A 26,921-nucleotide genomic window follows, 5' to 3' on the forward strand; every position below is an offset into this window, starting at 1 on the left:
CCGCCGCTCAGCCGTAGCGCTGCTTCAACATCGCCCAGGCCGCGCGCAGGCCCTGCGCCTCGCCGCCGGCGGGGCGGCCGGGGCGGTCGTTGTCGTTCCACGCGAACACGTCGACGTGCGCCCAGGTCCGGCCCGCGGGCACGAAGCGCTCGAGATACAGCGCCGCGGTGATCGAGCCGGCCATGCGCGACCCGGCGTTGGCCATGTCGGCGATGCGGCTGGTCAGGTAGCGCAGGTACGGGCGCCACAGCGGCATTCGCCACAGCGGGTCGTGCTGCTGCAGGCCGGCCTCGAGCCAGGCGTCGGCCAGCGCGTCGTCGTTGCTGTACAGCGCCGGCAGGTCCGGGCCGAGCGCGATGCGCGCCGCGCCGGTCAGGGTGGCGAAGTCGATCAGCAGGTCCGGATCCTGCTCGCCGGCATAGGCCAGCGCATCGCCCAGCACCACCCGTCCCTCGGCGTCGGTGTTGTCGATCTCCACGCTGATGCCCTTGCGCGTGGCGATCACCTCGCCGGGGCGGTAGGCGTCGGGGCCGAGCGCGTTCTCCACCGCCGGGATCAGCAGCGTCAGCCGCACCGGCAGCTTGCGCGCCATCACCAGTCCGGCCAGCGCCAGCGCGTGCGCGGCGCCGCCCATGTCCTTCTTCATGTTGCGCATGCCGTCGGCCGGCTTCACGTCCAGGCCGCCGGTGTCGAAGCACACGCCCTTGCCGACCAGCGCCAGGTGCGGGGCCGCGGCGTCGCCCCACTGCAGCTGCAGCAGCCGCGGCGCGCGGTGCGAGGCGCGGCCGACGGCGTGGATCGCCGGGAAGTTCCGCTCCAGCAGCGCATCGCCCTTGATGCTCTCGAACTGCGCGCCGTGCGCCTGCGCGATCTCGCGCGTGGCGGCCTCCAGCTCCTCCGGGCCCATGTGCTCGGTCGGGGTGTTGACCAGGTCGCGCACGCGGCGGCAGGCGGCGAGGATGTCGAAGCGTTCGGCGTCCGGCTCGGCCACCACCAGCCGTGCCGGTTCCCGCGGCGCCTGCTTGTAGCGGTCGAAGCGGTAGCTGCCCAGGCCCCAGCCGAGCAGCAGCGCCGCGTGCGCGTCGGCGTCCAAGGTGTCCGCGAGCTGCCAGTCGCCCGCCGGCAGCGCCATCGGCGCGTGCGCGTAGGTGAACGGATCGAGCCGGTCGCCGATGCCGAGCGCGGCGCCGGCGAGCGCACCGTCCGCGCCCGGCAGCAGCAGCACGCTGCCCGGCGACGCGTCCCAGCCCTGCGCCTGCAGCCAGCGCGCGGTCGCCGCGCCCTGGCGCTCGCACCAGGCGGGCAGGGCGTCGCGATCGAGCAGGTGCAGCGCGCGCGGCTGCGCGGCGGCGTCGGGCGAAACGAATCCGGTCGGCAAGCTCATGCGGCATCGGTCCTGTCGTGGTCGTGGGCGGCCTGCGCGTCGAGCCAGTCGGCCAGCGCGGCGAGGGTGTCGAACTGCAGGTCGGGGGTGACCTCGGGATGCGCCCAGGTGCGGCCTTCGCGATTGATCCAGCAGCTGCGCAGCCCGGCGCGCGCGGCGCCGGCGACGTCCATCTCGATGTGGTCGCCGACGTGCAGCACGTCGCCGTGGTCGCAGTCCAGGCGTGCGCAGGCGGCATGGAAGATGCACGGCGACGGCTTGGCCTTGCCGTGGTCGCGCGAGGTCAGCCGGAACGCGAAATGCTCCGACAGCCCGATGCGTTCCAGGTCGGCGTTGCCGTTGGTCAGCGCCGCCACCGGCACCCGCGCGGCGATGCGCCGCAGCGCGTCGATGCTGTCGGGGTAGCACTCCACCTCGTTGCGCGCGGCGTAGAACACCTCCCACGCCGGTTCGGCCAGCGCCGCGTCGTCGCCGCTCTCGCGCAGCGCCCGCTCCAGGGTCATGCGCCGCAGCGCGGTCAGGTCGTGCAGCAGGTGCGCGTTCTCGTCGAACACGCGCTCGCGCAACGTCCGCATCGCCTCGGCCGGAAAACGCGCGGCGGTGCGCGGCGCATGCGCGTGCAGCCAGTCGTCGAGCACCTGCTCGATGCGCGCGGCGATCGGCGCGAACGGCCAGAGGGTGTCGTCGAGATCGAGGGTGATGGCGCGGACGGGAAAACTCACCCGCCAATTCTACCGCTGCCGGCGCGCGGAGAACGTCGGCGTGGCAGCAGCGGCAGCCGTCCTGTCGGACGCTGCGACCATTCGCCGCCGCCGGGCATCCTTGTCAGTCAGGGCCGGGCATGCCGTCCACCGGCGCCATGTGCCGTCTCAGCTCCCGCCTTTTCCGACTCGAGGTCCTCGATGCGCCAGTCACGCCTGTTCGCACTGTTCCTGATCCTGGCTCCCATGCTGTGCGCCGTGGCATGGGCGGCGACGCCCGGGCCCGACTCCCCAGCGCGGGTGGTGATCCTGGGCGTCGATCACGCCGTGCAGCTCGTGTCGAAGGAGGACCAGCCCGGAATGCTGGCGGCGTTCATCGAGCGCGTGGCGCCGGATGCGATCTGCATCGAGCGGCCGCCGGAACAGTACGCGCGCGACGACCATTACGAGTTCACCTACGAGATCCAGGACGTTGCGCTGCCGTACGCGCGCGAACACGGCATCGAGGTCTGCCCGTTCGATTGGATCCCGTCGCAAGAGGACCAGATGCTCGGCTGGAGCCTGGACCTGTCGGTCCCGCCCGAGGTGCGGGCGCCGGACGGGTTCCAGGGCTTCCTCTCGTTCCCGGAGCCGCACAGGCTGCGCCGCACCCTGTTCGCCGCGGACGATCCCGCGACGCTCGGCGACGCGCACGCGTGGGTCCGCGGATGGCCGGAGCGGATGTCACGGGACCTGCCACGGCGCATGTTTCTCTATCGCACGTTCATGCAGGCGCGCCGCATTGCGGCGGCAGCCAAGGCCCGCCCGGGCCGCACGGTGCTGGTGGTGGTCGGCGAGCTCCACAAGCACGACATCGAGGCGATCCTCGCCGACGAGCCCGCAGTCGAGATCATGCAGCCCTCGCGCTACGGGGCGCCGGCCGCGGAAGCGGTCGCGCGCTTGACCACCCGCGCGCACCGTATCGCGATCGCCAGCTTCAACATCCTCGGACGCCAAGCCTCCACCGGCAACGTCGACTGGGACTGGGTGGGCAACGTGCTCGATGCGCTCGAGGCCGAACGGCGCGACGCGGAGACGGACCTGCTGCGGACGCGCCATGACGTGCTGACCGGGCGCATCGACGCCGCGGCCGCGATCGCGCGCTACCGGCGGATCGCCGCCGACCCCGCGGCGCGGCGCGGCGCGACCTGGGACGGCGTGCTCGATCGCGGCCGCGTGGATTCCTACTTCGACCCGTTCGGCAATCTGCGCATCGACCAGCGCGCCCGGGTGGAACTGGCGCGGGAGCTCCGGCGACTCGGCGAAACGGAAGAGGTCGCAGGCCTGCTGGCGGCGCTGCGCCGGGAACTGACGCCGCGCAAGGCGCGCCAGCTGGAGGCCTACTGGCAGCGCGAAGCGGCGCCGGGCTAACAGGCGCCAGTCACTCCAGCAGCCGCGCCCAGCCCTCGAAGCCCCCGATCCGCGCCAGCACCAGCTTGACGCAGACCAGCAGCGGCACCGCCAGCAGCAGCCCGACGATGCCCCACAGGAAGCCGAACAGCATCAGCGTCAGGATCAACACCAAGGGCGACAGCGCCATGCGCCGGCCGAGCACGATCGGCGTGATCAGCTGGCCTTCCAGCGTCTGCAGCGCGACGTATGCGATCACCGGCAACAACGACGGCCCCACCTCGTCCCAGGTCACGAAGCCCATCAGCAGCATCAGCACGGCACCGATCGCCGGCCCCACGTACGGCGCGAAGTTGAGCAGCGCGGTGATCGTGCCCCACAGCAGCGCTTCCTGCAGGCCGATGCCCAGCCACATCAGCACCCCGGCCACGGCGGCGCCGAGCAGGGTGTTGATCAGGACGATGGTCAGCACGTAGCGCGAGATCTCCGCCTCGATCGACTGCAGGATGCCCACCGTCAGCCGCTTCTGGTGCCGGTGCGGCAGCAGCGCGATCGCGTGCCGCTGCAGGTTCTCGCCGTAGACCATGAAGAAGAACGTCAGCAGCACCACCGCCAGCACCGCGCCCAGCAGCCGGGGCGTGGCCGACAGCCGCTCCCACGGGTCGTTCTCGCGCACGGTCACCACCTGCACGCGGTGCGCCTCGCCGCCGTCGGTGGCCTGGGCGAAGGAGCGCGCCGCCTCGTTGGCGCGCTGCATCGGCCGCGCCATCTGCTGCAGCTTGGGCGTGAGCACCTGCAACTCCTTCGGCACCTGCTGCATCCACTCGCTGGCCGGGACCACCAGCTGGCGGCCGAGCAGGAAGGTGGCGGTGATGCCGATCGCGAGCACCAGCAGCGCGCCGACGAAGCGCGGGATCCACACCCGCCGCAGCGCGCGCAGGATCGGGTTGCCGACCAGGGCGAAGAACATCGCCAGCAAGACCGGGACCACCACCGCCTGCGCCGCCCACAACGTGTAGACGGTGGCGAGCATCGCCAGCACCACCACCGACGCCGGCGCGCGCGGCCGCGGCGGTGCCGGCGGTTCGTCGTCCCGGGCGGGTGGCGCCAGCGGACTGCTCACATCGGTGTGCTCAAGTCGACCCGTTCAATCCGGCATGCTCGAATCGGTCTGTTCGAGTGCCTGGTCCGGCCGCCACGCTCAGCGCTCGGACATCTCGGTCGCCGCTTCGGCGGGCGAGGGTTGCGTGTCCCAGCGCTGGTCCGGCTTGCGGCGGTCGGAAGGCGGTACCGCCTCGGGTTCGGCGCTGGCGGCCGGGGCGTCCGCACCTGCCGGCGCGCCGCCACTGCCACTGCCGCCGGGCGGCGGCGCGGTGCCGCCCGCGCCGGCGTCTTCGGCCGTCTCCGCGGCCTCTTCGGCGGCGGTGTCCGCAGTTTCCGCGGCCTTCCTGGCGGTCGCCGTGGCGACCATCGCCTGGATCGAGCCCAGCAATCCGGCCACCGAGCTGATCAGCCGCAGCCAGCGCGGATCGCCCACGACCTTCCCGAGCTTGCCGAGCCGCCGCAGTGCCTGCTTCGGCTGCGAGCTGCCGGCGACGAAGCCGCTGACCACGCCGGCCACCAGGATGCGCGTGGGCGTCCACGCCTCGCGCCACTGCGAGCGCAGCGCGCCGTATTCGTCGCGCGTCTGCTGCAGCCGTCCCTCGACCAGCTGCTCGCCGCGCTCGACGCGGCGCTTGAGCACCGCCAATTTCATGCCGCCTCCTTGCGGGCGGACGCGTCGTCCCCGTCGTCGTCTTCGTCCTCGTCGATCACGCCCAGGCGGGTCAGCTGCCGGCGCGTGGCGTGCAGGGCGCCGAGGTGGAAGTACACCCACATCCGCCAACCGGCCAGTGCGGTGCACGCCAGGCTGAGCACCGCGGTGATCGAGGTCGCCGCCAGCCACGACAGCCCCAGTGCCTGCAGCAGGGCGATCGCCGCCCCCATCAGCAGCAGCCATGCCGAGGCGCCGAAGATGATCGCCACCGCGCACCACACCAGCGCCTGCGGCAGGGCGCTGCGCGCCAGTGCCAGATCGGCCAGCACCAGCTTGCGCAGGGCGCGCCCGGTGTCGATGCCCGAGGCGAGCGTGGCGCGTCCCGCCTTGCCGATGCGGCGGACGCTCTCGTCCAGGTGCGGCGCTTTCCCGGCGCCGTCGTCGCCTGTGCCGGTGCCGTCGCCGGATCCGTTGCGGAGGTCCTCGTTCACTGCCTGTCCCGTGCCGTGCGGACCGCCAGCTTACTTGCCGCCGCTGCGGGCGAGCTTGGCGATGATCCAGCCGGCGGCGAAGGCGACGCCGAACGAGGCCAGCGGCCGCTCGCGGATCAGGTCGGCGGCGCTGTCCACCAGGTCGCGGCCCTTGTCGAGCACCTGGTCCATCTGCTCGCGGCCGGCATCGCCCATGCCTTCCAGTGCGGACAGGCCGGACAGGGCGCTGTCGGCCAGGTCGGCCTTCACGTTCGCCCGGCCGAGCTTGAGTTCGTCGCCGGCCACGTGCGCGGCGCCCTTGATGGCATCGCCGGCGTCGTGCGCGGCCTGCTTGAGGCGGCTGCCGGCGTCGCCGAGGTTCTGCTTGACGTTGTCGCTGGAGGTCGGGCTCATCGTGGTGTCTCCTGTGGGTGGGTGGGAGGAACGGAAGGGGCATGCTGCGTCATTCGAGCGGGACCTGGTAGCGGCCGCGGCCGCGCTGGACCAGCAGCACCAGGTCGTCCGGGGCACCGGCCAGCGCCGCGCGGAACCCCGCCAGGTCATGGAACTGGCCGCCGGTGGTGGCGAGGATCGCATCGCCGGCGCGCAGGCCGTTGCGCGCGGCGCGGCTGCCCGGCTCCACGTCCTCCACCAGCACGCCGCTGATGCGGTCGCTCTGGCGGCGCAGCGCCTCGGGCAGGTCGGCCAGGGTGGCGCCGGCCAGGCGCGGGTCGTAGCTGGCGCCCTCGCGCGGGATCTCGCGCAGCCGCGCGCTCACCTGCAGCCGCTCGCCGTCGCGCAGCAGTTCCAGGGCGATCGGCGTGTCGATCGCCTGCAGGCCCTGGATGTTGCGCAGGGTCTCGCTGTTGTCCACCCGCTGGCCGTTGGCGGCCACGATCACGTCGCCGGTGCGGATGCCGGCCTCGGCGCCGGCCGAGCCGGCGTGCACCCGGGTCACCACCGCGCCGCGCGGCGCCGGCAGGCCCAGGCCTTCGGCGATGCGCGCATCGACCGTCTGCGTGTCCACGCCCAGGGTGCCGCGGCGCACCTCGCCGGTGGTCACCAGCTGGCGCATCACGCTGCCGGCCAGGTTGGAGGGAATGGCGAAGCCCAGGCCGATGTTGCCGGCCTCGCTGCCGCGCGGGTTGAAGCTGGCGGTGTTGATGCCGACCAGTTCGCCGCGCAGGTTGACCAGGGCGCCACCGGAGTTGCCCGGGTTGATGCTGGCGTCGGTCTGGATGAAGTTCTGGAAGCCGACGCCGGGGATGTTGCTGCGCCCCACCGCCGAGACGATGCCCGAGGTCACGGTCTGGCCGACGCCGAACGGATTGCCCACCGCGACCACGAAATCGCCGACGTTCAACGTGCCGCTGTCGGCCAGCGGCACCTCGGTCAGGTCCTCGGCCGGCACCCGCATCAGCGCCACGTCGGTCTCGGCGTCGGACCCCATGAACTCGGCCTCCAGGGTGCGGCCGTCGGCCAGGGTGACGGCGACCTCGTCGGCGCCCTCGATCACGTGATGGTTGGTCAGCACGTAGCCGTTGCGCGCGTCCACGATCACCCCCGAGCCCAGCGACTGCGCGATCCGCTCCTGGCTCAGCTCCGGGAACATGCGGCGGAAGAACGGATCGTTGCCGAACGGGCTCACCCGCACCCGCTGCTTGGTCTGCACGCTGACCACCGCCGGCGTGACCCGCTGCAGCATCGGCGCCAGCGACGGCACCGGCTGGCCCTCGACCGCCACCGGCAGCGCCGCGCTGCCGGCGATCCCGGTCGGGATCTCGCTGGAAGACACCGGGGCCGGCGCGTCGGCGGAGGCCGCGGCAGGCACCGGCTGCGCCAATGCCGGGCGCTGCAGGCCGTCCTGGATCGCGACCGCGGCCAGGCCGCCGAACGCGGCAGCGGCGACGAGGGCGAGGAGTGTGGGCAGTGGACGCATGAAAGTCTGTTTATCCCGTAGAGGCGGTGGCAGAAACGTGAAATGCGGCCGTCGCCGGACCCGATCAAGGCGGCCGCGCGAAGCGTCCCCGGACCCCTGCATCGTGCCTGCGCAGGGCGCAACCGGAGCCGAATCGCCGACGTGCGATCCGGCCCCGCCGAGTGTTGACTTCCATCGACACCGGGCGTAGCTTGAATGCCGCTCGCCACTACATCTTGGGGTTGCCGAAGTGGATATAGCCCAAGTTATGGGGATTCGCTCGGAAAACTCCAATCGCCGCAGGGCGCGTCCCTGATGGCAAGGATGTGAACGGCAGCACGAAAAGCCAGGAACGCCGCGGCGCGTGAGCCACACCGTCGCGGCTTCGCCGTCGGCGCTCACCCCGCGTGACGGCACCGACAACAATAATAGGCGGGCACGACCCGCACCGGAACCAAGGAGAAAGCAGCAGTCATGAGCACGGTACGCCTGGAGGCGGTGAAACACGACAAGGCGCTCGAGATCCCGATGCAGCCGGCATCGATGGACATCTGGGACAAGAAGTACCGCCTCAAGACCAAGCAGGGCGACCCGGTCGATGCCGACATCGACGGCACCTACCAGCGCGTCGCCCACGCCCTGGCCGACGCCGAGCCCAACGCCGAGAAGCGCCAGTACTGGTACGAGCGCTTCCTGTGGGCGCTGCGCCGCGGCGCGATCCCCGCCGGCCGCATCACCTCCAACGCCGGGGCGCTCGAGCACAAGCCGGCCACCAGCACCATCAACTGCACCGTGTCCGGCACCATCGGCGACTCGATGGACGGCATCCTGGAGAAGGTGCACGAGGCCGGGCTGACGCTGAAGGCCGGCTGCGTGGCGCCGGGCACCTGGGTCTACACCGACCGGGGCCTGGTGACCGCCGACGAAGCCGTCGCCGGCCGCCACGCGCAGATCCTGTGCTATGACCGCGACGCGCGCCGCTTCGAGATGCGCGCCATCCAGCAGCATCTGACCACCCACGTCGCACGCGAGGACAACCTGCGCATCCGCGCCAACGGCGTCGAGCTGACCACCTCGGTGCGCCACCCGGTGCTGGTGTACCGCGACGGCGGCCTGCGCTACGTGCGCGCCGACGAGGTGCGCAGCGACGACGCCCTGGTGCAGCACAGCTTCCCGTGGACCGCCGACGAGGACGGCAAGCGCGACGCATGGTTCGCCGGCGCGCACCTGGGCGACGGCAGCGCCTACCCGAAGCAGCACCAGTACCGTCCCACCCGCCAGGCATGGCAGCAGCGCGCACAGGCGCTGGGCCAGCGCCTGGTGTTCAAGATCCGCGCCGCTGAGCGCGAGGTGGTCGAGCGCTATGCCGCCTTCTTTGCAGCCTTCTGCGGTTCGCGCGCGCAGGTGGTCGGTGCGACCACGCCGAACGGCACCCCGGTCTGGGACTTCAACGTGTCCAGCTTCGCCGCCTCGCGGGCCGCCGAGCTGATCGACGACCAGATCGGCGCCAAGACCGCGCACCTGCATGTGCCGGCCTGGATCGCGCAGCACCCCGAGCGGCATTTCCTGCCGTTCCTGGCGGGCCTGATCGACACCGACGGCACCGTCTCGCGCGAGCACGGCAGCGTCATCATCGCCACCGCCAGCCACGCCTTCGCCGGACAGCTCAAGGCGCTGCTGGGCCTGTTCGGCGTCCACGGCGCACTGACCGTGCGCAAGCCTCGCAATCACGACTATCGCGGCCACGAAGTGCGCGATGCCGGCGGCGCGATGCTGAAGATCTCCGACTCGGCGTTCCTGGCCGAAGTGGCGCGCTACATGGCCGACAGCGGCAAGCGCGGCCGCATCGCCGCGCACGCCAGCAAGGCGGGGCAGTACGACCATTACACGGTGCCGGCCGAGCTGCGCGATGCGCTGGACGCGCTAGCGTCCGGGCTGGGCCACCAAGAGCGCCAGCAGCTGGGCTTCTATCACGGCTATCACCGCAAGCCCGCGGTCAGCCGCATCTGGCTCGACCGCTGGGCGCAGCGCTTCCCGCAGCTGGCGGCGCCGATCGCGTTCGCCCGCACCCTGCGCCCGGTCGAGGCGATCGAGCGCGCGCTGGACCTGCCGGAGACGTTCTTCGACTTCACCGTCGAGAAGCACAACAACTATCTCGCCGGCAATGCCGGCCTGCTGGTGATCCACAACTGCGGCATCGGCTACGAGTTCAGCACGCTGCGGCCCAAGGGCGCGTTCGTGGCCGGCGCCGGCGCGTACACCTCCGGGCCGATGTCGTTCATGGATATCTACGACAAGATGTGCTTCACCGTGTCCTCGGCCGGCGGCCGCCGCGGCGCGCAGATGGGCACCTTCGACATCAGCCACCCCGACGCCAAGGACTTCATCCGCGCCAAGCGCGAGGACGGCCGCCTGCGCCAGTTCAACCTGTCGCTGCTGATCACCGACGGCTTCATGGAGGCGGTGGAGAACGACACCGACTGGCCGCTGGTGTTCCCGATCAACGAGACGGAGGCCGGCGACGTCGACCTGGCCGATCCCGAGCAGGTGGTCTGGCGCGAGTGGCCGCAGCACGCCGGCTACGTGACCCGCGACGACGGCCTGGTCGCCTGCCGCGTCTACGGCAAGATCCGCGCCCACCACCTGTGGGACATGATCATGGTCTCGACGTACGACTACGCCGAGCCGGGCTTCATCCTGATCGACCGTGTCAACGAGATGAACAACAACTGGTGGTGCGAGAACATCCGTGCGACCAACCCGTGCGGTGAGCAACCACTCCCGCCGTACGGCGCCTGCCTGCTCGGCTCGATCAACCTCACCAATTTCGTGCGCAACCCGTTCACCGACCGGGCCGCGTTCGACTGGGAGGAATACAAGGAAGTCGTGCGCGTGTTCACCCGCATGCTCGACAACGTGGTCGAGATCAACGGGCTGCCCCTGCAGCAGCAGCGCGACGAGATCATGCGCAAGCGCCGCCACGGCATGGGCTTCCTGGGGCTGGGCTCCACCGGCACCATGCTGAGGATGCGGTACGGCTCGAAGGAGAGCTGCGAGTTCACCGAGCGCGTGGCCCGCGAGATGGCCGTGGCCGGCTGGGAGATGGGCCTGTCGCTGGCGCAGGAGAAGGGCCCGGCGCCGATCATGGAGGAGCGCTTCGCCGTCACCGCCGAGATGCTGCGCAAGCGCCCGGAGATGGCCGCCGACGGCTGGAAGATCGGCCAGGAGATCCCCGGCAAGGTGCTGCACGCCAAGTACTCGCGCTACATGCAGCAGGTGGCCACCGTGGCCCCCGAACTGGTGGACGCGCTGGCCGACACCGGCGCGCGCTTCACCCACCACAGCTCGATCGCCCCCACCGGCACCATCAGCCTGTCGCTGGCCAACAACGCCAGCAACGGCATCGAGCCGTCGTTCGCCCACCACTACAGCCGCAACGTGATCCGCGAGGGCAAGAAGTCCAAGGAGAAGGTGGACGTGTTCTCCTTCGAGCTGCTGGCCTACCGCCACCTGGTCAACGCCAAGGCGATGCCGTTCTCCGACGCGCCCGACGCGCAGCTGCCCGAGTACTTCGTCTCTGCCGACGACATCAGCCCCAAGGAACACGTGGACGTGCAGGCCGCGGCGCAGAAGTGGGTGGACAGCTCCATCTCCAAGACCGCCAACGTGCCCACGGACTACCCGTACGAGGACTTCAAGAGCATCTACACCTACGCCTACCACCAGGGCCTGAAGGGCTGCACCACCTTCCGCTTCAACCCGGCCGCCTTCCAGGGCGTGCTGGTCAAGGAGAAGGACCTGGAGAACACCACCTACCGCTTCGAGCTCGAGGACGGCGAGGTGGTGGAAGTGAAGGGCAACGAGCAGATCGAATACGACGGCGAGGTGCACAGCGCCGCCAACCTGTTCGACGCCCTGAAGGAAGGCTACTACGGCAAGTTCTAGTCGCTCTTGGCCCCTCTCCCGCCTGCGGGGTGAGCGGATGCGGCTTGCGAACCACGGGTTCGCGCATCCGCGAACGCCGGAGGCGAGGGCCGGGGCGCGGAGCGGGGGTTGGGGTGAGGGCACCCCGCCCCGCCCCGGTGACCTGCTCCGCCGCACTTGCATACACCGCCCAACGTTCGCGCTACATTCCGCTCCACGGGCAAAGGTGCCCGGACCATGACGAGGAAACACCGATGAGCAACGGTAATGGAGTGGCGGCGACGATCGCAGGTGCGGCCGAGGCGGTCGCCGGCAAGGCACAGGCCGTCGGCAACACGGTCGCCCAACGCGCCCGCAAGGCGATGGCCGAGGCGAAGAAGACCGCCACCAAGGCGCGCAAGACGGTGAGCAAGCGTGCCGACAAGGCCGGCAAGGCCGTCAGCAAGCGCGTCGGCAAGGCCAAGAAGTCGCTCGCCGCCGCCAAGGCCAGCGCCACGGCCGAAGTGGCCGCGCTGAAGAAGAAGGGCGCGGGCCAGGCCACCGCCAAGGCGGCCAAGAAGAGCACCAGCAAGCAGGTCGTCGCCAGCAAGGCCCCGGCGAAGAAAGCCGCGGCGAAGAAGGCGACCGCCAGGCCCGCCGCCAGCAAGTCCGCCAAGCCGGCCGCACGCAAGGCCCCGGCCGGCAAGACCGCCGCGGGCAAGGCCACCAAGAAGACCACCGCGCCAAGCAAGACCGCAAAGAAAGCCGCCCCGCGCAAGGCAGCGAAACCCGCCGCCCCGCGCAAGTCGGCCGCCAAGACCGCCCGCAAGCCGGCATCCAAACGGTAACGCCGCCATAGCCCCTCTCCCGCTTGCGGGAGAGGGGTTGGGGTGAGGGGCAACCCGCAACACCTCCAACCCCAACCCTCCACACCCACCCACCGCACCACCGCAACGCAAGAGATCAGCAATGGCCGTCAGGATCGAAAAGAAAATCAAGGGCTACGCCGTCGTCACCCCCGAGGACAAGACCCGCGAGGTGCCCGCCGCCGCCGTCGAGCGCGAGACTGCCGAGGCCGAACTGCCCAGGGCCGACGTCATCCAGATGCACGAGCGCATCGAGCGCCCGGAAGTGCTGATCGGCAGCACCTACAAGATCAAGTCGCCGCTGGTGGAACACGCCATGTACGTGACCATCAACGACATCGTGCTCAACGCCGGCACCGAGCACGAGCAGCGCCGTCCCTTCGAGATCTTCATCAACTCCAAGTCGATGGAGCACTTCCAGTGGATCGTCGCGCTCACCCGCATCCTCTCCGCCGTGTTCCGCAAGGGCGGCGACGTCACCTTCATCGTCGACGAGATGAAGGCCGTGTTCGACCCCAAGGGCGGCTACTTCAAGGCCGGCGGCGTGTACATGCCCTCGCTGGTCGCCGAACTCGGCAACATCGTCGAGGACCACCTCAAGTCGATCGGCATGATGCACGACCCCGAGATGAGCGACACCACCCGCGCCCTCATCGCCGAGAAGCGCAAGCAGTTCGAAGCGCGCTCAAAAAAAAACTCTGACATAAGCCCCGGTTCTCCTTCTCCCGCCAAAGCGGGAGAAGGTGCCCGAAGGGCGGATGAGGGCGCTCTCCGTTCCGACGTAGACGACTCCTCCGAAGACCACCCCGAAGACATCGCCATCACCGGCGAGGGAGCCTCGTTCCCGCCGTCCGCCACCATGTGCCACAAGTGCAGCACCAAGGCCGTGGTGCTGATGGATGGGTGTGCGACTTGTTTGAACTGCGGCTACTCCAAATGTGGATGAGATGAGTGCGGCGAACTCAAATCCGTCGGTGGTAGCGGCACCGCAAAGATTCGAGTCCCACCTTTCTATATGGCAGCAAAAACAACGACTTAGCCAGAGCCGCGCCTGTTCTTTGTGGCCGAAGAGGCCATGGACACCAGCGCTAATACGATCAGCCAGGACGACCGTTTGGCCATTGACGCGTCCGTTCTGGACGTGATAACGTCCGTTCAGTCCAGCTGAGCACGATGAATGCACGCGTACACGTTCTGGAACAACAAAGGCGGAACCGGCAAGACAAGCCTCGCCTTTCAGACCATTTGCCGTTTCGCGCAACAGAATCCGGACCGATCAGTACTCGTCATAGATGTATGTCCTCAGGCGAACTTGTCCGAACTATTTCTTGGTGGTCTTGGCGTCGGTAATCAGCGGCTTCTGGAATTTTATGGACAGACGCTTCGTCAGAGCATTGGAGGCTACTTTCAAAGGCGAATCCCTGCTCCGTTCTCACCTCCAGCATTTAATGCGGCAGACTTCATCGTTCGGCCGTATGAAAGCAATGCGTCCATTCCTCCAAACATCTTTCTTGTATGTGGTGACCCATTGCTCGAGCTGCAAGGTACGGCGATAAGCTCTCTTGCAAACCAGAGTTTACCGGGAACCAATGCGTGGCTAGGTGTAGTTAGCTGGCTGAAGGATTTCATTGACCCTCTTGAATTCGACTACGACGTCGTATTTATGGACGCGAATCCCAGCTTCTCCTTCTATACCCAGATTTGTTTAGCAGCGACTACTAGACTGATTTTGCCGGTGATGGCTGACGATTCATCGCGACGAGCTATTCAGAACGCATTCTCTCTTACATACGGCCTTAGGCTGCCTTCCGAGATCTATGCGGAGTATGCGTTTTCCACAAGGCTCGCAGCAGCGGGACGAGAGCTGCCACAGGTTCACGTCATAGCTAAGAACAGACTCACCCAATACATGGGGCCCGCATCCGCTTATTCAGCTGTGCTGCAGTCGATCGATACGGATGTGACTTCGCTCATCGAGCATAACTCCGAGATCTTTAGTTTTGAAAACCTACAGGATGGCGTCGTTGAAATTAGAGATTTCCAAACCACAGGTGTAGTCGCCTTTGCCAAGGGAATGCCTTTTTACAACCTTAGTGCGGGTCGCATGAATGTGGGAGGACAACGTGTCAGAGTCAATCGCGAGCAAATCGACCATTGCATGAGTGCCGTAGATGACTTGGTGGCAAAGATCGCCTTATAGAAAGTGGGGCTGGCCACATCGCTAGTAGAAGGTGGTCCGGAATTGGCAAGGATGAGAGTGAGAAAAGGTATCAGGGACAATTTCCGGGAAATAGGGGAAATATCGTCAGGAGCAGTTTTTTTGTACGACTGAGGTGGTCATGACTTTTGATGGTCGGGCAATAGCGAACTACGTTCTTGATGCGTCTGAGGCAGCTGGCCGGCCCGTGACCAATCTGGGTCTTCAGAAGCTCGTCTATTTTTGCCATGCATGGTCCTTGACTATTCTTGGCGGACCGCTGATCAGGCACCAGTTTGAAGCATGGCAGTTTGGGCCGGTTCTTCAGTATCTCTATCGAGATTTCAAAATTTTTGATCGTAAGCCGATCACTACAAGGGCACAGAAACTTAACCCCGGCACCGGATTTACCGACACGGTTGGTTATGTCCTGGACGAAGAAACCGCGGGTCTCTTAGAGAAGGTGGTCGGCTTTTACGGAAGACTTAGCGCTGGAACACTAGTCGAGTTGAGTCATGCAGAGGGAAGCCCTTGGGATCATGTTTGGCGCCACGAAGGAAGGGTAAATCCTGGAATGAGGATTAGCGACGAGCTAATCCGCCAGTATTACTCTCGAACCCCTCCGCCGTTCTGAAGAACAGAGGTCGTCATGCGTAAGCTAAAAGTTCCTTCCCTCCAGCACTTGGCTCGAACATGGCATGAAGATCCGAAACGGATCACGCGTGAATTTGTCGCCTTGGCGAAAGGTGGGCCAACTTTTAGTTACGAGCCACTTTTTGAGTCCGTGCGTGATCTGCTCGTTTTCAGCATTCCGTACTTGCAGATCGTTGAGGGTGTCAAGAGGGGTGTTAAGAGGCAGGACGTTAGGGATAACTTTCTTGGGCTCCTGCCGCTAATTAAAGACCACTTCGATGGTGTTTCCGCGAATTTCGTTCACGATGTTGCTCCTCGATTCTATTCGGTAGGTCGCGACCTGATGATCCCGTTCAATCCGCCGCTGATTTATGGTGCAAATGACCAGATCTATTTCCCATGGTTCAGTTTCTGGCGTAGCAATCCGCTTTCGGGAGAACGGCTATCTCTTTTCGTTAGTATCGTGGAGGAGGTTCTGCTCCAAGACTCCGACCTTGAAGATGCCAAATTCTCGATTTTGGACTTTAGCGCTCCTGCTGCGCGGCTTCCGCGCGAATTGACTGTTGTTGACACCAGTAGTATCCCTCGCGTTTCAGAAAGTCGAAAAGCTGAAATGCTTTCGGTTTTTGCGGACGGATTCATTGCGGCGAGAGACGCTGTCTCGAACATGGCGCGCCATGAGGTCGCGGAGGACGATGAGGATGATTCGTCCGTCGGTCAGTTCTTGCTTGATCTTTGACTTAGGTGTCGGAAATGGTCAGGGACGATTATCTGGCAGGCGCAAATTGCCGGAGCCATGGCGCCTACTACGCCTTCTCCAAAAAACGGGGTCAGGTTTACTTTTGCTAGTCCCGCATCTTGCGAGCGTATTGTTCATTGGCACATGAAAGAGTGGGGTCGGTTTCACTTAGACGCGTCGTGCCAGATCATCGGTAACGCTTGTTGCCACCAGACGTGATGCAGTATCGCCCGCCGCGAGGCCCATAGCAGTTGGTCGAACCCGAACAAGGGCAACTGGAACCAAAGCTCTGCGGCACCGATCGTGCCGGTCGCACCGATGTGGGCACACTACGCTGCCAGCAGCCGAGAGGCGCGCAGGTGTACCGCTCTGCGATCCAGCCGGTCGGAGCGCCTCCCAACGAGACCCGTAGCCAAGTTCCTTTGCGTTCCTCTACAGAGACTTTCTGGCCCCGGGGAAGGCGCCCAATGACCGTACCGTTGGGAGAGCCCCGGAGGTTGAGAGAGGAGGCGTCGATGTAGCGGAGTTCTCTAGCATCCAACTCATCTTCCCGAATTGGCTCCGGCAGCGCAGAGACCGACGATTTTTCAACTGCAGGCTGGTGCGATGGTGATTCGTAGCTACTCCGAGGCGGATCGTCAGCGCCCCCAGAGCAGTGGCCAAGCATCCAGGCCAAAAAGACCAAGATTACGACCGCGCCCCAGGAAGACCCCCGAGACTTGCTTGCTCCCCGTGCCATAGCTTTGCCCCCGATACGGCCCCGCCGGAGAAGTTGTGATCCGCCGGCTCCCTTCTCATCTAGACGGGAAATCTCTACGAAGTCGGCCAAGGAATGGGGTTAGGCGCACTTGAGCAGGAACGGAGTCAGGTTCACTTCCCAAATGCTGTTGCTGAGCCGGGGGTGGCGAGATTAAGCAGTGTCTGTCCTCCGCCACCCGAAGTGACCGAGCAGCGCCAGACGAAACGCCATCTGCTCCAGGTCTTGGAGAGGAACGAGAAGACGCCGTCATGCAGTTCTCCGCTTTGGCTCGGGAAGTGCATCTGACCCCGTTACTCTCGGCGTGGTCAGCGCTGGTTGAGTACGCAAAGGGGCGACCGGAACTTTTCAAATCATCCGTCGACTACTTGAGCAAGGGATTGGGATTTGTATTCGCTGAGCTTCGAGCCAAGCATAAGTTCTCTCCGGAAACCATGAAAGCGTTCTTGAAGCTTGAGCATCTGGTGGAAAAGAATGATGTCAGTAACAAGTAGCTGGAAGAGTTGAAAAAGGCGTCAGGGGTGAATGGCGCTTACTTAAGCGATAACGCGCTGTTTCCAGACGGAAAAGGGGGGCGGAGGCTGAGGTATCCGAGCGAATCAATCGAAAAGTAGATTTAGCGGGCTACTCAAGCATGGCACGGTTGAAGTCTAGCTCGCCGATTGGGGTTCTTCCTTGGAGAACTTGGCATCAAGATACTGGATCACTGTCCGCGTAGCATTGATTGCGAGAACGGCTTCATCGTGAGTGGCGAGGCGGCTATTCGGATGCGCCAAGCTGCCTTGGTTGCGCAAAGGGTTCAGAGAGTCCACGACATTGCTTAGGGATTGCAAGATGCGCGCAACCGCTTCGTTGTGTCGTCCGTCATCGTGAAAGCAGGGATGTTGTTGCCGGAGCTGCTTGAGCAAGTTCGTCATCGTGGCTTGATCAGCTGCCTCGATGCCACATCGAGCGCATGCTGCCTTCAAGTAGGCATGTAGCGCGGTATGCACTCGGTCGAGCGCGCTTACCGGACCGCGCTGCTCCAGTAGGGTGGCGGCATCTTGGAGGGCGTGATGGACGAGCTCGCTAGCTAGCGCCGGTGTTGGAGCGTCAACAGCGGCTGACTCAGTGCAGCGCTTGGCCAGCCTAAGGAGCGCTTTGTAGCTGTCCTGCGTCCGGTGTTCATCGCTGCCAGCTGGATACTTATGGGCGACCCCTCGCAGGATCGCCGCTTGGTCGCGGGGCTGAGCCGAGCCCAAGATCGCTAGGAACTTCTCACGAGTGGTCTTCCCAGGGAAGCTGTCCGGGTCGATCTCCAAGTCGCAGTGAGCGGGATAGAACTCCCGGTGTGTCCGGTAGCTGAAGTCTCCAAGGTAGCCCTCGGAAACGCCGATGTAGGAGTTGACTACCCAGTGGATCTCGCTGGTCTTGAGCCCCTTCATCCCGTATCCCGCCTGGCGGCGGCCCCCTGGCCTGGTTGGAATCCGACGACCGTTGGCTGCACTATACTGCCCGGGGCGGCGCGCGAGCCAAGCCCGGGCTGCGAGGAAGCGCCCAAGGGGGTGAGAAATGCCGGAGGCTACATTCGCGGCGACGTCAGAAGCGTCGCCTTTCCGCGTTGCAGGTTCACTGCAGGACAAGATCGAGCAGGCCAGGCTTGAGCTGCTGGATCTCTCCACGCGAAATCGGCTCCTGCATACGCCACGCTCTGGCCGGGCCAAGATCGTTGAGGTGGCCGACGAGCTCGCGAAGGCCATCTACCAGACGCTGGTCATAGATGGAAAGCGATTCACCTTCGCCCCAGGCCGGGCTGACCCAGCGGAATCGGCGCCGCCTCCCGATGCGCCCCTTGCAGGACTTGAAGGCGATCAAGGGGAAGCGCCTGATCCCGAGCTGGTGGATCAGCCAGAAATCGAGCTAGATGAGAGGGGGCGTGTTGCCACTCACTGGGATGGTCACCTCCAAACCCGCATGACCTCGGCTGGCCTGCAGAAGCGCCTGCTCGACTTGTATATCGACTCCAAGACCTTGGAAGAAGAGCAGGGTGTCAACGTGCTCTTTTTGGCCGTGGGCTTTCTGAAGTGGCGAGCTCCGACGACCCCTAACGATGATCGCTTCGCGCCGCTAGTGCTCGTGCCCGTCCGTTTGGAGCGTAGCAACGCTGGAGAGAAGTTTCACCTGCGATGGTCGGGCGACGATATCGAGTCGAACCTGTCGCTTCAGCTCTACCTACATCGTCAGTTCGGGATGAAGCTCCCCGAAATTGGTGACTTCGAAGCACTCGATGTCGACAGCTACTTTGCGCAAGTAGGCGAGCTTGTCCGCGAGCGCCCCAACTGGGGTGTCGTGGCGGATCATGCGGTGCTGGGGTTGTTCTCGTTCGCAAAGTTCATGATGTATCGCGACTTGGATCCCGAGCAGTGGCAAGCATTCGGCGGGTTCGAATCTATTCCCACGCTGCGAGGGGTGGTTTCCGACGGCTTCCCGGGAGCCTCACTGTCCAATGATGAAGTGAACATTGACAGCATCATCTCTCCCAAGCAGATGATGCATGTTGTCGATTGCGACAGTTCTCAATCGCTCGTTGTCTATGACGTGCAGGCTGGCAACAGCATCCTTGTTCAAGGTCCGCCGGGGACAGGTAAATCACAGACGATCGCCAACATCATCGCAACCGCGATTGCAGACAAGAAGCGAGTGCTGTTCGTCGCCGAGAAGATGGCTGCCCTGGAAGTCGTCAAGCGGCGGCTGGACAACATCGGTATCGGTGACGCGTGTCTGGAGCTCCATAGCAACAAGGCGAATAAGCGCATCCTCCTGGAGGAACTGCGCAGGACCTGGGAGCTGGGTCGACCTGCTGTGCAGGATGGGCATCCAGTCGTTGAGCAGCTAACCGACGCTCGAGACGAGCTCAACGCACATGCCGAGCGCCTGCATCGAGAGCTCGGCAATACCGGACTGACCCCCTACCAGGTGTTTGGGCATCTAGTTCGATTGCGACGAGAAGGTCATACGACGCGCCAGGTGAAATTGGACCGCCCCACCAAGTGGGCGCCGCATGAGGTCACTAGCAGAGAAGATTTGCTTCGTGATCTTACGGCGCGCATCGAAGGAATGGGGCTCCCGTCGCAGCATCCGTGGACTGGCGTCGGCGTTCGAGGGATGACGCCCAATGATCGGACTCGCGTGCTGCAATCGGTGGCCGCTCTGTCCGAAGAACTGGGCGCGTGGCGGGATAGCGCAGAACACGTGATGGCGGAGCTCGATCTTCCGGCGCCCGAGCACTTCGACGATATTGGTCGTGCCATCTCGCGCGCCGAAGCGCTGATGGGCACTCCTCCAATCGGGCGTGAAGTGCTCGTCGCCCCTATCTGGGGTCAGCTAGGCGCAGTAGATGAGCTGATTGAGCACCTCGGCGTTGCTCAGGATCAGCGCTCGCAAGCGCTCGAAGTAGCAGACCCATCGGCGCTTGACGGTGACTGGAAGGAAAACCGCGACACGCTAGAAGGGCTGGCCCCGAGCTTCAAGCTTGCGGACGAGGTCGCCAGGCTGGCGGCCCTACAACCCATCCTGGATCGTCTGTTGCCCGACGCGACGCGTCTAGCCCAGTTGCTGGGCGAACGAGAGAAGCTCACACTCGATAGCGTCATCCGCCTGACTGCTCTCGGCGAGCGGGCGTCAACCGTTCCGGAGATTGGGCGGGATGCGTTGATCGCGAGCATCTGGGACCGAGGCGTCGACACAATCGAAGAGCTAATTGAGTCTGTCGAGCAGGTCCAGCGAGCGAAAGCCAGCCTTTTTGGGGTCTTCCGTGATGCCGCTTGGGATCAGGAGCTCGACGATGCGCGGGCGCACCTAGCAGCGCTAAGTGGAAGTTGGCTGCGGTTCTTCAATGGCAAGTGGCGCCAAGCAAATCGACAGGTGCGCGCACAGCTTGTTTCTCCCAAGATGCCGGCTGATGAGGTGCTCTCCCGGCTAGACGAACTCACGAGCGCCCAGGCCGCCCAGCGCAAGATCGCTTTCCGTGACCGCGAAGGTGCGGAGGCCTTTGGCAGCGGATGGCAGCGCGAACGGTCTGAGACTACCTTCCTCATGGCGGTGGCCTCCTGGATGCGTTCTCTCCGCCCGTTGGGAACTGGCGTGCGGGAGCGCCTGGCGGATGTTGCCGATCGATCCCTCGCCACTGAGCTGGCAAAGCGAGTTCGTCCGTTGATTGATGAGCTCAAGGCGGATCTGCTCCCTCTCAGCGAACTCCTGATCACGGCGGGTCATCGGCCTTGGGGCGAGGAGACTATTGCCAAGCGGGTGCCCCTGACCGAGGTGCAGACGAAGGCAGCAACTTGGGGTGCCGCATCTGGTCAATGTGCGCTCCTGCTGGGTCGCGCTGAACTGGACGTGCAGGGGGCCCTGGACCACGTCTCTCGTATCACTCGGGCGCAAAAGGCGTTGCGCCAGTTTGAGTTGAGCCAATCGCAGGGCTTAGGCGCTTTTGGACCCCTGTGGCGCGGCATCGACACGGATATCAAGACGGTCAACGCCACCGCAGCCTGGATGCGTGAGAACGACGATCTCAGGGTCTTGGCAGCCACCGTCGAGAACCCGGAAAACTGGCGTGATGAAGCTAAGGGGCTTGAGGAGGCAGGTAAGCAATTGGCGCGCAGCCTGGCTGGCGTCTTCGATAGCTTGCATTTTGAGGGTAACCGTGAAGTCCCTGCGCGCCCGGCGGATGCGAGCCTGGCCGGACTGGCCACGCTCTTCGAGCGGTGGAGGGCAAATCCGGAGGGCTTGCCACAGTGGGTAGCCTACGTTGGCAGAGCCAAGCAAGCGGAAGAAAAGAGCCTGCCGGACCTGGTCAGTCGGCTGGCCACAGGGGAAGTTCCTGCTGCAGAAGCCATCGGCACGTTCCAGCTTGCCTACTATGAAGCCGTGCTAGCGGCGATGACAGAGCGCGATCCAGAGCTGTCGAGGTTCGATGGCGACCAGCACTCTCAGACCGTAGAGCGCTTCGCTCAGTTTGATTGGAAGCGCATGCAGCTCGCGCGCCACCAAGTGCTGGCAGCTCATCATGCCAAGATCCCGCAGCGTGGAGGCGCGACCGGACCAACAGCGGTTCTAATGGGCGAGATGGTCAAGCGCCGCAAGCACATGCCTATCCGCGAACTGATGGGGCGGTGTGCCCCGGTGATCCAAGCGCTCAAGCCGGTGTTCATGATGAGCCCGCTTTCAGTCGCCCAGTTCCTACCACCAGGGGCATTGGATTTCGACATGCTCGTGGTCGATGAGGCGAGCCAGGTGCAGCCCGTTGATGCTCTGGGCTCGGTTGCTCGGGCCAAGCAGCTTGTCATTGTCGGTGACGAGAAGCAGCTTCCCCCGACCCGCTTCTTCGCGAAGGTCCTAGGCGACGACGAGGGCAAGGAAGAAGATGGTGCCAGTGCTGCCGACATCGAGAGTGTGTTGGGTCTTTGCCGTGCCCGTGGCCTGCCTGAACGGATGCTGCGCTGGCACTATCGCAGTCGCCACGAGTCTCTAATCGCTGTATCGAACAGCCAGTTCTACGAGAACAAGCTGGTTATCGTGCCCAGCCCCTACACGAGCGAAGCGGGGATTGGGTTGCGTTTCAACCATCTTCCGAATGCGGTCTACGACCGCGGCAACACTAGAACAAATCCCGAGGAAGCGAGGGTGGTGGCTCTGGCGGTCATCGAACACGCTAGCCAGACCCCGAAACTGTCTCTTGGCGTTGCGACGTTCTCAGCGCAGCAGCGGCGCGCGATCATCGATCAGCTGGAACTTCTGAGGCGCCAACACCCGGAGACGGAAGGGTTCTTCAGTGGGCCTGCCGAGGAACCGTTCTTCGTCAAGAGTTTGGAGAACATCCAAGGTGACGAGCGCGACGTCATCTTCATCTCGGTTGGATACGGGCGCGACATCCATCGCCATATGACGATGAATTTCGGGCCGCTCAATAAGGATGGCGGCGAGCGGCGTTTGAACGTGCTGATCAGCCGCGCCAAGAGCCGGTGCGAGATCTTCTCATCAATCACCGACGACGACATCGACGTCGAGCGGGCCAAGGGTCGCGGCACAGCTGCGTTCAAGCTGTTTCTTCACTACGCAAGAACAGGGAACTTGATGATCGCGCGGGAGACGAGCTCGCAGCGTCAAGGAGTATTCAAGGAAGAGGTCGCAGCAGCTCTTCGGTCCCGGGGAATAGATGTGCATACCGATGTCGGTATCGCAGGTCTGTTCGTCGACATCGCCATTGCAGACTCAAAGCGGCCTGGGCGCTATGTGCTTGGCGTCGAGTGCGATGGCGAGTGGTATCGAGACGCCCGTAGCGCGCGCGATCGTGACCGGCTGCGTGAAGCTGCATTACGCGACAAGGGCTGGACGATGTATCGAATCTGGAGCGCCGATTGGTTCCAGCGCCCTCAAGCCGAGTTGGAGAAGCTGCTGGAAGCGATCGAGAACGCGATCGAGCATTCGGAGGATGATGGCATCTCCTCTCCGGCGCGGCGCGCGGTCCCTATCGACATCTATGCGGTTGAACGCGGCGAGTTTGTCGAGGTCGGCTTGACGGAGGCCGGTGATGAGCCTGACGCCGTCTTCTATGAAGAAGCATTGATCAAGGTGCCCAGAAGCAGGTATGAGCTTCATATGGTGCCCGCCGACGCCATGGCCGACATCGTCCGCGACATTGTCGAGGTGGAAGGGCCAGTCCACCGCGACGAGGTGGTGGCTCGCGTTAGGACCTTGTGGGGCCTGCAACGCGCTGGAGGCCGGATCCAGGCAGCAGTCGATGCTGGCATCGCAACGGCACTTGGACGGCGCCTCATCGAGCGGTCGCACTCGTTCTTCTTGTCCCTTCTCAATCAGGAGGTCAAGGTGCGCGATCGTACGGAGGTGGCATCGCTCACTCTCAGGCGCCCCGACTATCTGCCGCCACAGGAGATCGACAGGGCAATCGTAACCATAGTTCAGAAGAACCTTGGCGCCACGGTTGAAGAGTTAGTGCTCCACGTCTCGCGACAGCTTGGCTACCGCAGCACGAGCGGGCAGCTTCGTGCGCTTATCGAGGACCGAGTGGGCGGGCTTCTGGAGGACGGATCCCTGGCCGCCAGCAAAGACTTCGTCACCTTGGCGGATGGTAGCGGCGCAAGAAGCGGGGCATAGGCAGTGCGGAGCAGGAACGGGGTCAGGTTCACTTCCCAATGCTGTTGCTGAGCCGGGGGCGGCAAGATTGGGCAGTGTCTGTCCTCTGCCACTCCGAAATTGTCGAGCAACGCCAGGCGAGCGCCACCTCCTCCAAGCGCTGGTGGGGAACGAGAAAGCGCGGTCGTGCAGTTCACCGCTTGAGCATGGAAAGTGCATCTGACCCCGTTACTACGGAAGAAGGCAGGCCGGACGAGCTGGTCGAACAGGATGCCTTGTTTGCCCGCCTGTGGAAACGTCAGACAGGCGGCTTTATTCTTGAAGAAATTAGCTAGCTGCGCTTTCGTCGCGAGATTGCTGATTTTGATACGTCGCATAAGTCAGCGTATAAGCTGATGCAGAACTTGGGATATTTCCATGGATAGATTGATCAGCCCTGTCGGCGAGAAATGGGAGACAGGAGAAGCCTTGGCCTCGGCGATCTCTGGTTGGGAACAGAGGGCCGGCTATGCGTTGCCGGGCGACTATCGCGCCTTCTTGATCAGCTATAACGGTGGCCGACCATATCCCAACATGTTCAGACATACCGCGCTGGCCCCCGAGGAATGGTGCGAGAATCCGACCGAGCATTTTGTCGACCCTTTCTATGCTTGGGATCGGGTCGTGGCCTGGAACCATGAACTGGGCAACCGGCTGCCCACCGGGTGTCTCGCAATCGGGGCTGATCCGGGTCTGCTCGAAATCGTTCTCTCGTTACGCACAGAGGACTTTGGGGCGATCTATAGCTGGGTGCGAAGCTGGTCGATGTGGGGGAGCGACGAAAACAACTATCTTTGCCCTCAGGCGTCGTCCTTCGGTGCGTTTGTCGCCTCGCTTTTCGATGACGACGAGCAAAATGGCTATGATTATTGGCACACGCCCCGCCGAGAGAGTTTGAAGCGCCGGCTCAATGTTTAGCTTAGGAATTCTCGACGAGCTGTCGCGCAACTCCTGACGAACCTCAGGGTCAGGTTCATTTTCTCGATGATCAGCGCCCAGGCCATAACGGCGTGTGCTCGAAATGCTCGCGGTAGATCTCGCGCCCGTGGGAGGTGATCTCGTCCCATTCGGCGGGAGTGCGGTTGCCGTACCTTTCCGGTCCTTGCCGCCATAACTGGTCGAAATCCCCGACCCGTCGGCTTCGCACCAGATCGAGCGCGTAGGCATGGGCCATGGAAGCCGGCTCGTCCCTTGCGTATAGCGCGTAGCGGCCGTCCAGTGCGTCCACATAGTAGTGCAGCGCTTGTTCGTTGCCGTCCTGGACCAACTGCTCCAGCCATTCGCGCGCGAGCTTCTGGCGTCGGCCCGCTTCCTCGATGTCGGCGATCAGCGCGCCACGCGTTGCGTACTCTTCCAGTGCATGCGTGACAAAGGCCAGCCGCGCCGATGCCTCGCCGGAACGGCCCGCCCGTTCGAGCCAGTCGGCTCCGGCTGAAGCCCGCTCCTGGCCGAGCACGGCGCAGTCCTCGTACTGGCTCAATTTCTCCTGCAGCTCCTTTTCCCGGTTTTCGCGGTGCGGCCGGCTATCGCCGGGACCGCTGTATAGGATCTTGCGATCCCGGTACTCATGGATCAACGACTCCGGGCTGTCGCGGCGCAGTACCGTCCTGCACTGGGCCGAGCGCACGCCGAGGATGTAGGCGCCGTCCATGTCGCCTGCGGCGGCCGCTTCCTGCAGCGCGTCGAAGACTTCCGGGAGCGGGTTCCGCCACCAGCGCAGACGTTGCGACGGCGCCTCGCCCGCGGGCGCTGGTTGGCGGCCGTGCGTCGGTTGCTCCGGGGCATGGGCTGGCGGCGCGGGGGGCGGGGCGGGCGTGTCCGTATCCGCGCCGGCGTCCTCCGGCAATTCCGGTGGGGGTGCCGATACCCTGAAACAGCCGCCGCCCATCGCCGCCAGCAGGACGGTGACCAGCGCCAGACCCGGTGATACCCGGCTTGTCCACGACGCCATTCTCATCGTCCTTCGCCCGAGCGGTGGAACGTACCGAGGATGCGCGGTGACATGCGTTCGGCCTCCTGAATTTGCGTGGGGCTCAACCGCTCGCGTATCGCCGCGTCGCCGAGTCTGCCCATGGCGTCGGAGGTGGTGGTGACCTGCCGGTAGGCGTTCCAGTAGGCGAGTACGCGCACCGGATCTTCCTCCAGCATCCCGTCGGGACCGTGCGCTGTCGCGTAGGCGTACAGCGCTTCGGGGTCGCCGGCCCTGAACGCGCGTTCGATCAGCACCCTGGCGCGGTCGCGTCGGCGCGCGACCTCGTCGGCGTTGTCGAGCAGGTCGGCATGGGTCTTGAACTCGGCGAATGCATGGTCCGGGTAGCGGGCCATCGCAGTGGTGTGGCCCAGGGCGACGGCACGCAGTATCCAGGCGTGCGCGTCCGCCGCGTCTGCCGTCTCCGTCAGGTCTTCGGTGCCTTTGCAGAGCTCGTCCAGTTCCTGCTTGCGTTCGAGCAGCGCATCGACATTGATGTCGCTGTCGATCGGGCGCCCGGCGAGCTGGAAGGTGTCTCCGAAGTAGGCGGCGGCCTGCGCGATGATCGCAATGAATGCGCCCATCGGCATGCGTTCGTACGTCAGGCACTGCCCGATCACGTTTCCCAGCCGATAGGCGGCTTCGGCATCGCCCGCGCGGGCGCGGGAGTCGAGCTCGGCGCGCACGGCATGGAACGGGCCCTCAGGAAGCGGCGCACGCGGTCGTCGGTGCCCGTCCTGGCCGGGCGCAGTCCCGGCCGCCTCGTTCGGCTTGGCGTTGCTCTCCGCGCGCCGGCCCGGCAGCTCCGTGTCGCGGGTGAGCAGCCAGATCCCGCCGATGATCGCGATGCCTGCAATGGCCGCCAGCAAGCGCTTCATGCGCATGGTGTCACCGGTGCCGGTCTCCAGATGGGTCGACCCGTCGAGAATATAACGTTCAGGACCGGGAAATGGTGTCAGGGATGTCAGGACGATTTTTCTAAGAGTCCGCAGGGGCGTACGTCGGGCAAAAGGGCAGGGCGGGAATCTCTGACGCGATGAGCAGAAGCAAGGAACGGGGTCAGGTT

Annotated in this window: 22 protein-coding genes; 11 read left to right on the plus strand and 11 right to left on the minus strand. The window is 64.9% G+C overall.

What is annotated here, in order from left to right:
• Positions 1-7: 7 nt before the first annotated feature.
• Positions 8-1,384, minus strand: coding sequence for a leucyl aminopeptidase family protein (locus AB5T46_RS18560; RefSeq protein WP_370565574.1), 1,377 nt, complete (start codon positions 1,382-1,384; stop codon positions 8-10).
• The gene (locus tag AB5T46_RS18565) at positions 1,381-2,106 is read right to left on the minus strand and encodes an HAD family hydrolase (protein ID WP_370565575.1); all 726 of its coding nucleotides are present in this window, start codon (positions 2,104-2,106) and stop codon (positions 1,381-1,383) included. Before AB5T46_RS18565 ends, AB5T46_RS18560 begins: the two co-directional genes overlap by 4 nt.
• Positions 2,107-2,286: 180 nt before the next feature.
• Between AB5T46_RS18565 and AB5T46_RS18570 the strand changes: the two genes are divergently transcribed.
• Entirely contained in the window at positions 2,287-3,495 is a 1,209-nt protein-coding gene (locus tag AB5T46_RS18570) for a hypothetical protein (protein ID WP_370565576.1), read from the plus strand.
• A 10-nt stretch (positions 3,496-3,505) separates the two neighbouring features.
• Here AB5T46_RS18570 and AB5T46_RS18575 read toward each other — a convergent pair whose 3' ends face one another.
• The 5 genes from AB5T46_RS18575 to AB5T46_RS18595 form a co-directional block, all read right to left on the minus strand.
• Positions 3,506-4,597 carry an AI-2E family transporter gene (locus AB5T46_RS18575; RefSeq protein WP_370565577.1) on the minus strand — a complete coding sequence of 364 codons (1,092 nt, stop codon included), beginning with the start codon at positions 4,595-4,597 and terminating at the stop codon, positions 3,506-3,508.
• A gap of 78 nt (positions 4,598-4,675) precedes the next feature.
• A complete protein-coding gene (locus AB5T46_RS18580; RefSeq protein ID WP_370565578.1) occupies positions 4,676-5,230 on the minus strand; it encodes a protein sip-5 in 555 nt (184 codons plus the stop codon).
• Positions 5,227-5,721, minus strand: a complete 495-nt coding sequence (locus tag AB5T46_RS18585) for a phage holin family protein (RefSeq protein WP_370565579.1) — start codon at positions 5,719-5,721, stop codon at positions 5,227-5,229. Before AB5T46_RS18585 ends, AB5T46_RS18580 begins: the two co-directional genes overlap by 4 nt.
• Positions 5,722-5,751: 30 nt before the next feature.
• Positions 5,752-6,114 (minus strand): ElaB/YgaM/YqjD family protein, encoded by a 363-nt coding sequence (locus tag AB5T46_RS18590; RefSeq protein WP_370565580.1) that lies wholly within the window; start codon positions 6,112-6,114, stop codon positions 5,752-5,754.
• A gap of 49 nt (positions 6,115-6,163) precedes the next feature.
• Positions 6,164-7,639 carry a Do family serine endopeptidase gene (locus AB5T46_RS18595; RefSeq protein WP_370565581.1) on the minus strand — a complete coding sequence of 492 codons (1,476 nt, stop codon included), beginning with the start codon at positions 7,637-7,639 and terminating at the stop codon, positions 6,164-6,166.
• Between the two features lie 453 nt (positions 7,640-8,092).
• Here AB5T46_RS18595 and AB5T46_RS18600 point away from each other — a divergent pair, with 453 nt between their 5' ends.
• From AB5T46_RS18600 to AB5T46_RS18625, 6 genes are all read left to right on the plus strand, one after another.
• A complete protein-coding gene (locus AB5T46_RS18600; RefSeq protein WP_370565582.1) occupies positions 8,093-11,563 on the plus strand; it encodes an adenosylcobalamin-dependent ribonucleoside-diphosphate reductase in 3,471 nt (1,156 codons plus the stop codon).
• 251 nt (positions 11,564-11,814) lie between these two features.
• Positions 11,815-12,369, plus strand: a complete 555-nt coding sequence (locus tag AB5T46_RS18605) for a hypothetical protein (protein WP_370565583.1) — start codon at positions 11,815-11,817, stop codon at positions 12,367-12,369.
• A gap of 121 nt (positions 12,370-12,490) precedes the next feature.
• Complete coding sequence (locus AB5T46_RS18610) at positions 12,491-13,333, plus strand: TSCPD domain-containing protein (RefSeq protein WP_370565584.1); 843 nt, start codon at positions 12,491-12,493, stop codon at positions 13,331-13,333.
• Between the two features lie 231 nt (positions 13,334-13,564).
• Positions 13,565-14,587 (plus strand): ParA family protein, encoded by a 1,023-nt coding sequence (locus AB5T46_RS18615; RefSeq protein WP_370565585.1) that lies wholly within the window; start codon positions 13,565-13,567, stop codon positions 14,585-14,587.
• Between the two features lie 139 nt (positions 14,588-14,726).
• The gene (locus AB5T46_RS18620) at positions 14,727-15,218 is read left to right on the plus strand and encodes a Panacea domain-containing protein (RefSeq protein WP_370565586.1); all 492 of its coding nucleotides are present in this window, start codon (positions 14,727-14,729) and stop codon (positions 15,216-15,218) included.
• A gap of 15 nt (positions 15,219-15,233) precedes the next feature.
• Entirely contained in the window at positions 15,234-15,956 is a 723-nt protein-coding gene (locus AB5T46_RS18625) for a hypothetical protein (protein ID WP_370565587.1), read from the plus strand.
• A 187-nt stretch (positions 15,957-16,143) separates the two neighbouring features.
• Here AB5T46_RS18625 and AB5T46_RS18630 read toward each other — a convergent pair whose 3' ends face one another.
• Positions 16,144-16,695: an SH3 domain-containing protein gene (locus AB5T46_RS18630; RefSeq protein ID WP_370565599.1), complete on the minus strand. Its 552-nt coding sequence runs from the start codon at positions 16,693-16,695 to the stop codon at positions 16,144-16,146.
• Positions 16,696-16,964: 269 nt separating this feature from the next.
• Here AB5T46_RS18630 and AB5T46_RS18635 point away from each other — a divergent pair, with 269 nt between their 5' ends.
• Positions 16,965-17,207 (plus strand): hypothetical protein, encoded by a 243-nt coding sequence (locus AB5T46_RS18635; RefSeq protein ID WP_370565588.1) that lies wholly within the window; start codon positions 16,965-16,967, stop codon positions 17,205-17,207.
• Positions 17,208-17,363: 156 nt separating this feature from the next.
• Here the strand turns inward: AB5T46_RS18635 and AB5T46_RS18640 are convergent, their stop codons facing one another.
• Positions 17,364-18,137 (minus strand): abortive infection family protein, encoded by a 774-nt coding sequence (locus AB5T46_RS18640; protein WP_370565589.1) that lies wholly within the window; start codon positions 18,135-18,137, stop codon positions 17,364-17,366.
• 127 nt (positions 18,138-18,264) lie between these two features.
• Here AB5T46_RS18640 and AB5T46_RS18645 point away from each other — a divergent pair, with 127 nt between their 5' ends.
• From AB5T46_RS18645 to AB5T46_RS18655, 3 genes are all read left to right on the plus strand, one after another.
• The gene (locus AB5T46_RS18645) at positions 18,265-23,868 is read left to right on the plus strand and encodes a DUF3320 domain-containing protein (protein WP_370565591.1); all 5,604 of its coding nucleotides are present in this window, start codon (positions 18,265-18,267) and stop codon (positions 23,866-23,868) included.
• Positions 23,869-23,906: 38 nt separating this feature from the next.
• Positions 23,907-24,182, plus strand: a complete 276-nt coding sequence (locus AB5T46_RS18650) for a hypothetical protein (RefSeq protein WP_370565593.1) — start codon at positions 23,907-23,909, stop codon at positions 24,180-24,182.
• An 82-nt stretch (positions 24,183-24,264) separates the two neighbouring features.
• Positions 24,265-24,804: an SMI1/KNR4 family protein gene (locus AB5T46_RS18655; protein WP_370565594.1), complete on the plus strand. Its 540-nt coding sequence runs from the start codon at positions 24,265-24,267 to the stop codon at positions 24,802-24,804.
• Between the two features lie 70 nt (positions 24,805-24,874).
• On the opposite strand, the gene AB5T46_RS18660 is transcribed toward AB5T46_RS18655, so the two are convergent.
• A complete protein-coding gene (locus tag AB5T46_RS18660; RefSeq protein WP_370565596.1) occupies positions 24,875-25,837 on the minus strand; it encodes a hypothetical protein in 963 nt (320 codons plus the stop codon).
• Positions 25,838-25,839: 2 nt separating this feature from the next.
• Positions 25,840-26,921: hypothetical protein (locus AB5T46_RS18665; RefSeq protein ID WP_370565597.1), on the minus strand; the 1,082-nt coding region annotated here is incomplete at its 5' end.

Origin of the sequence: Luteimonas salinilitoris (assembly GCF_041300785.1) — a bacterium.
Taxonomy (GTDB): Bacteria; Pseudomonadota; Gammaproteobacteria; order Xanthomonadales; family Xanthomonadaceae; genus Luteimonas; species Luteimonas salinilitoris.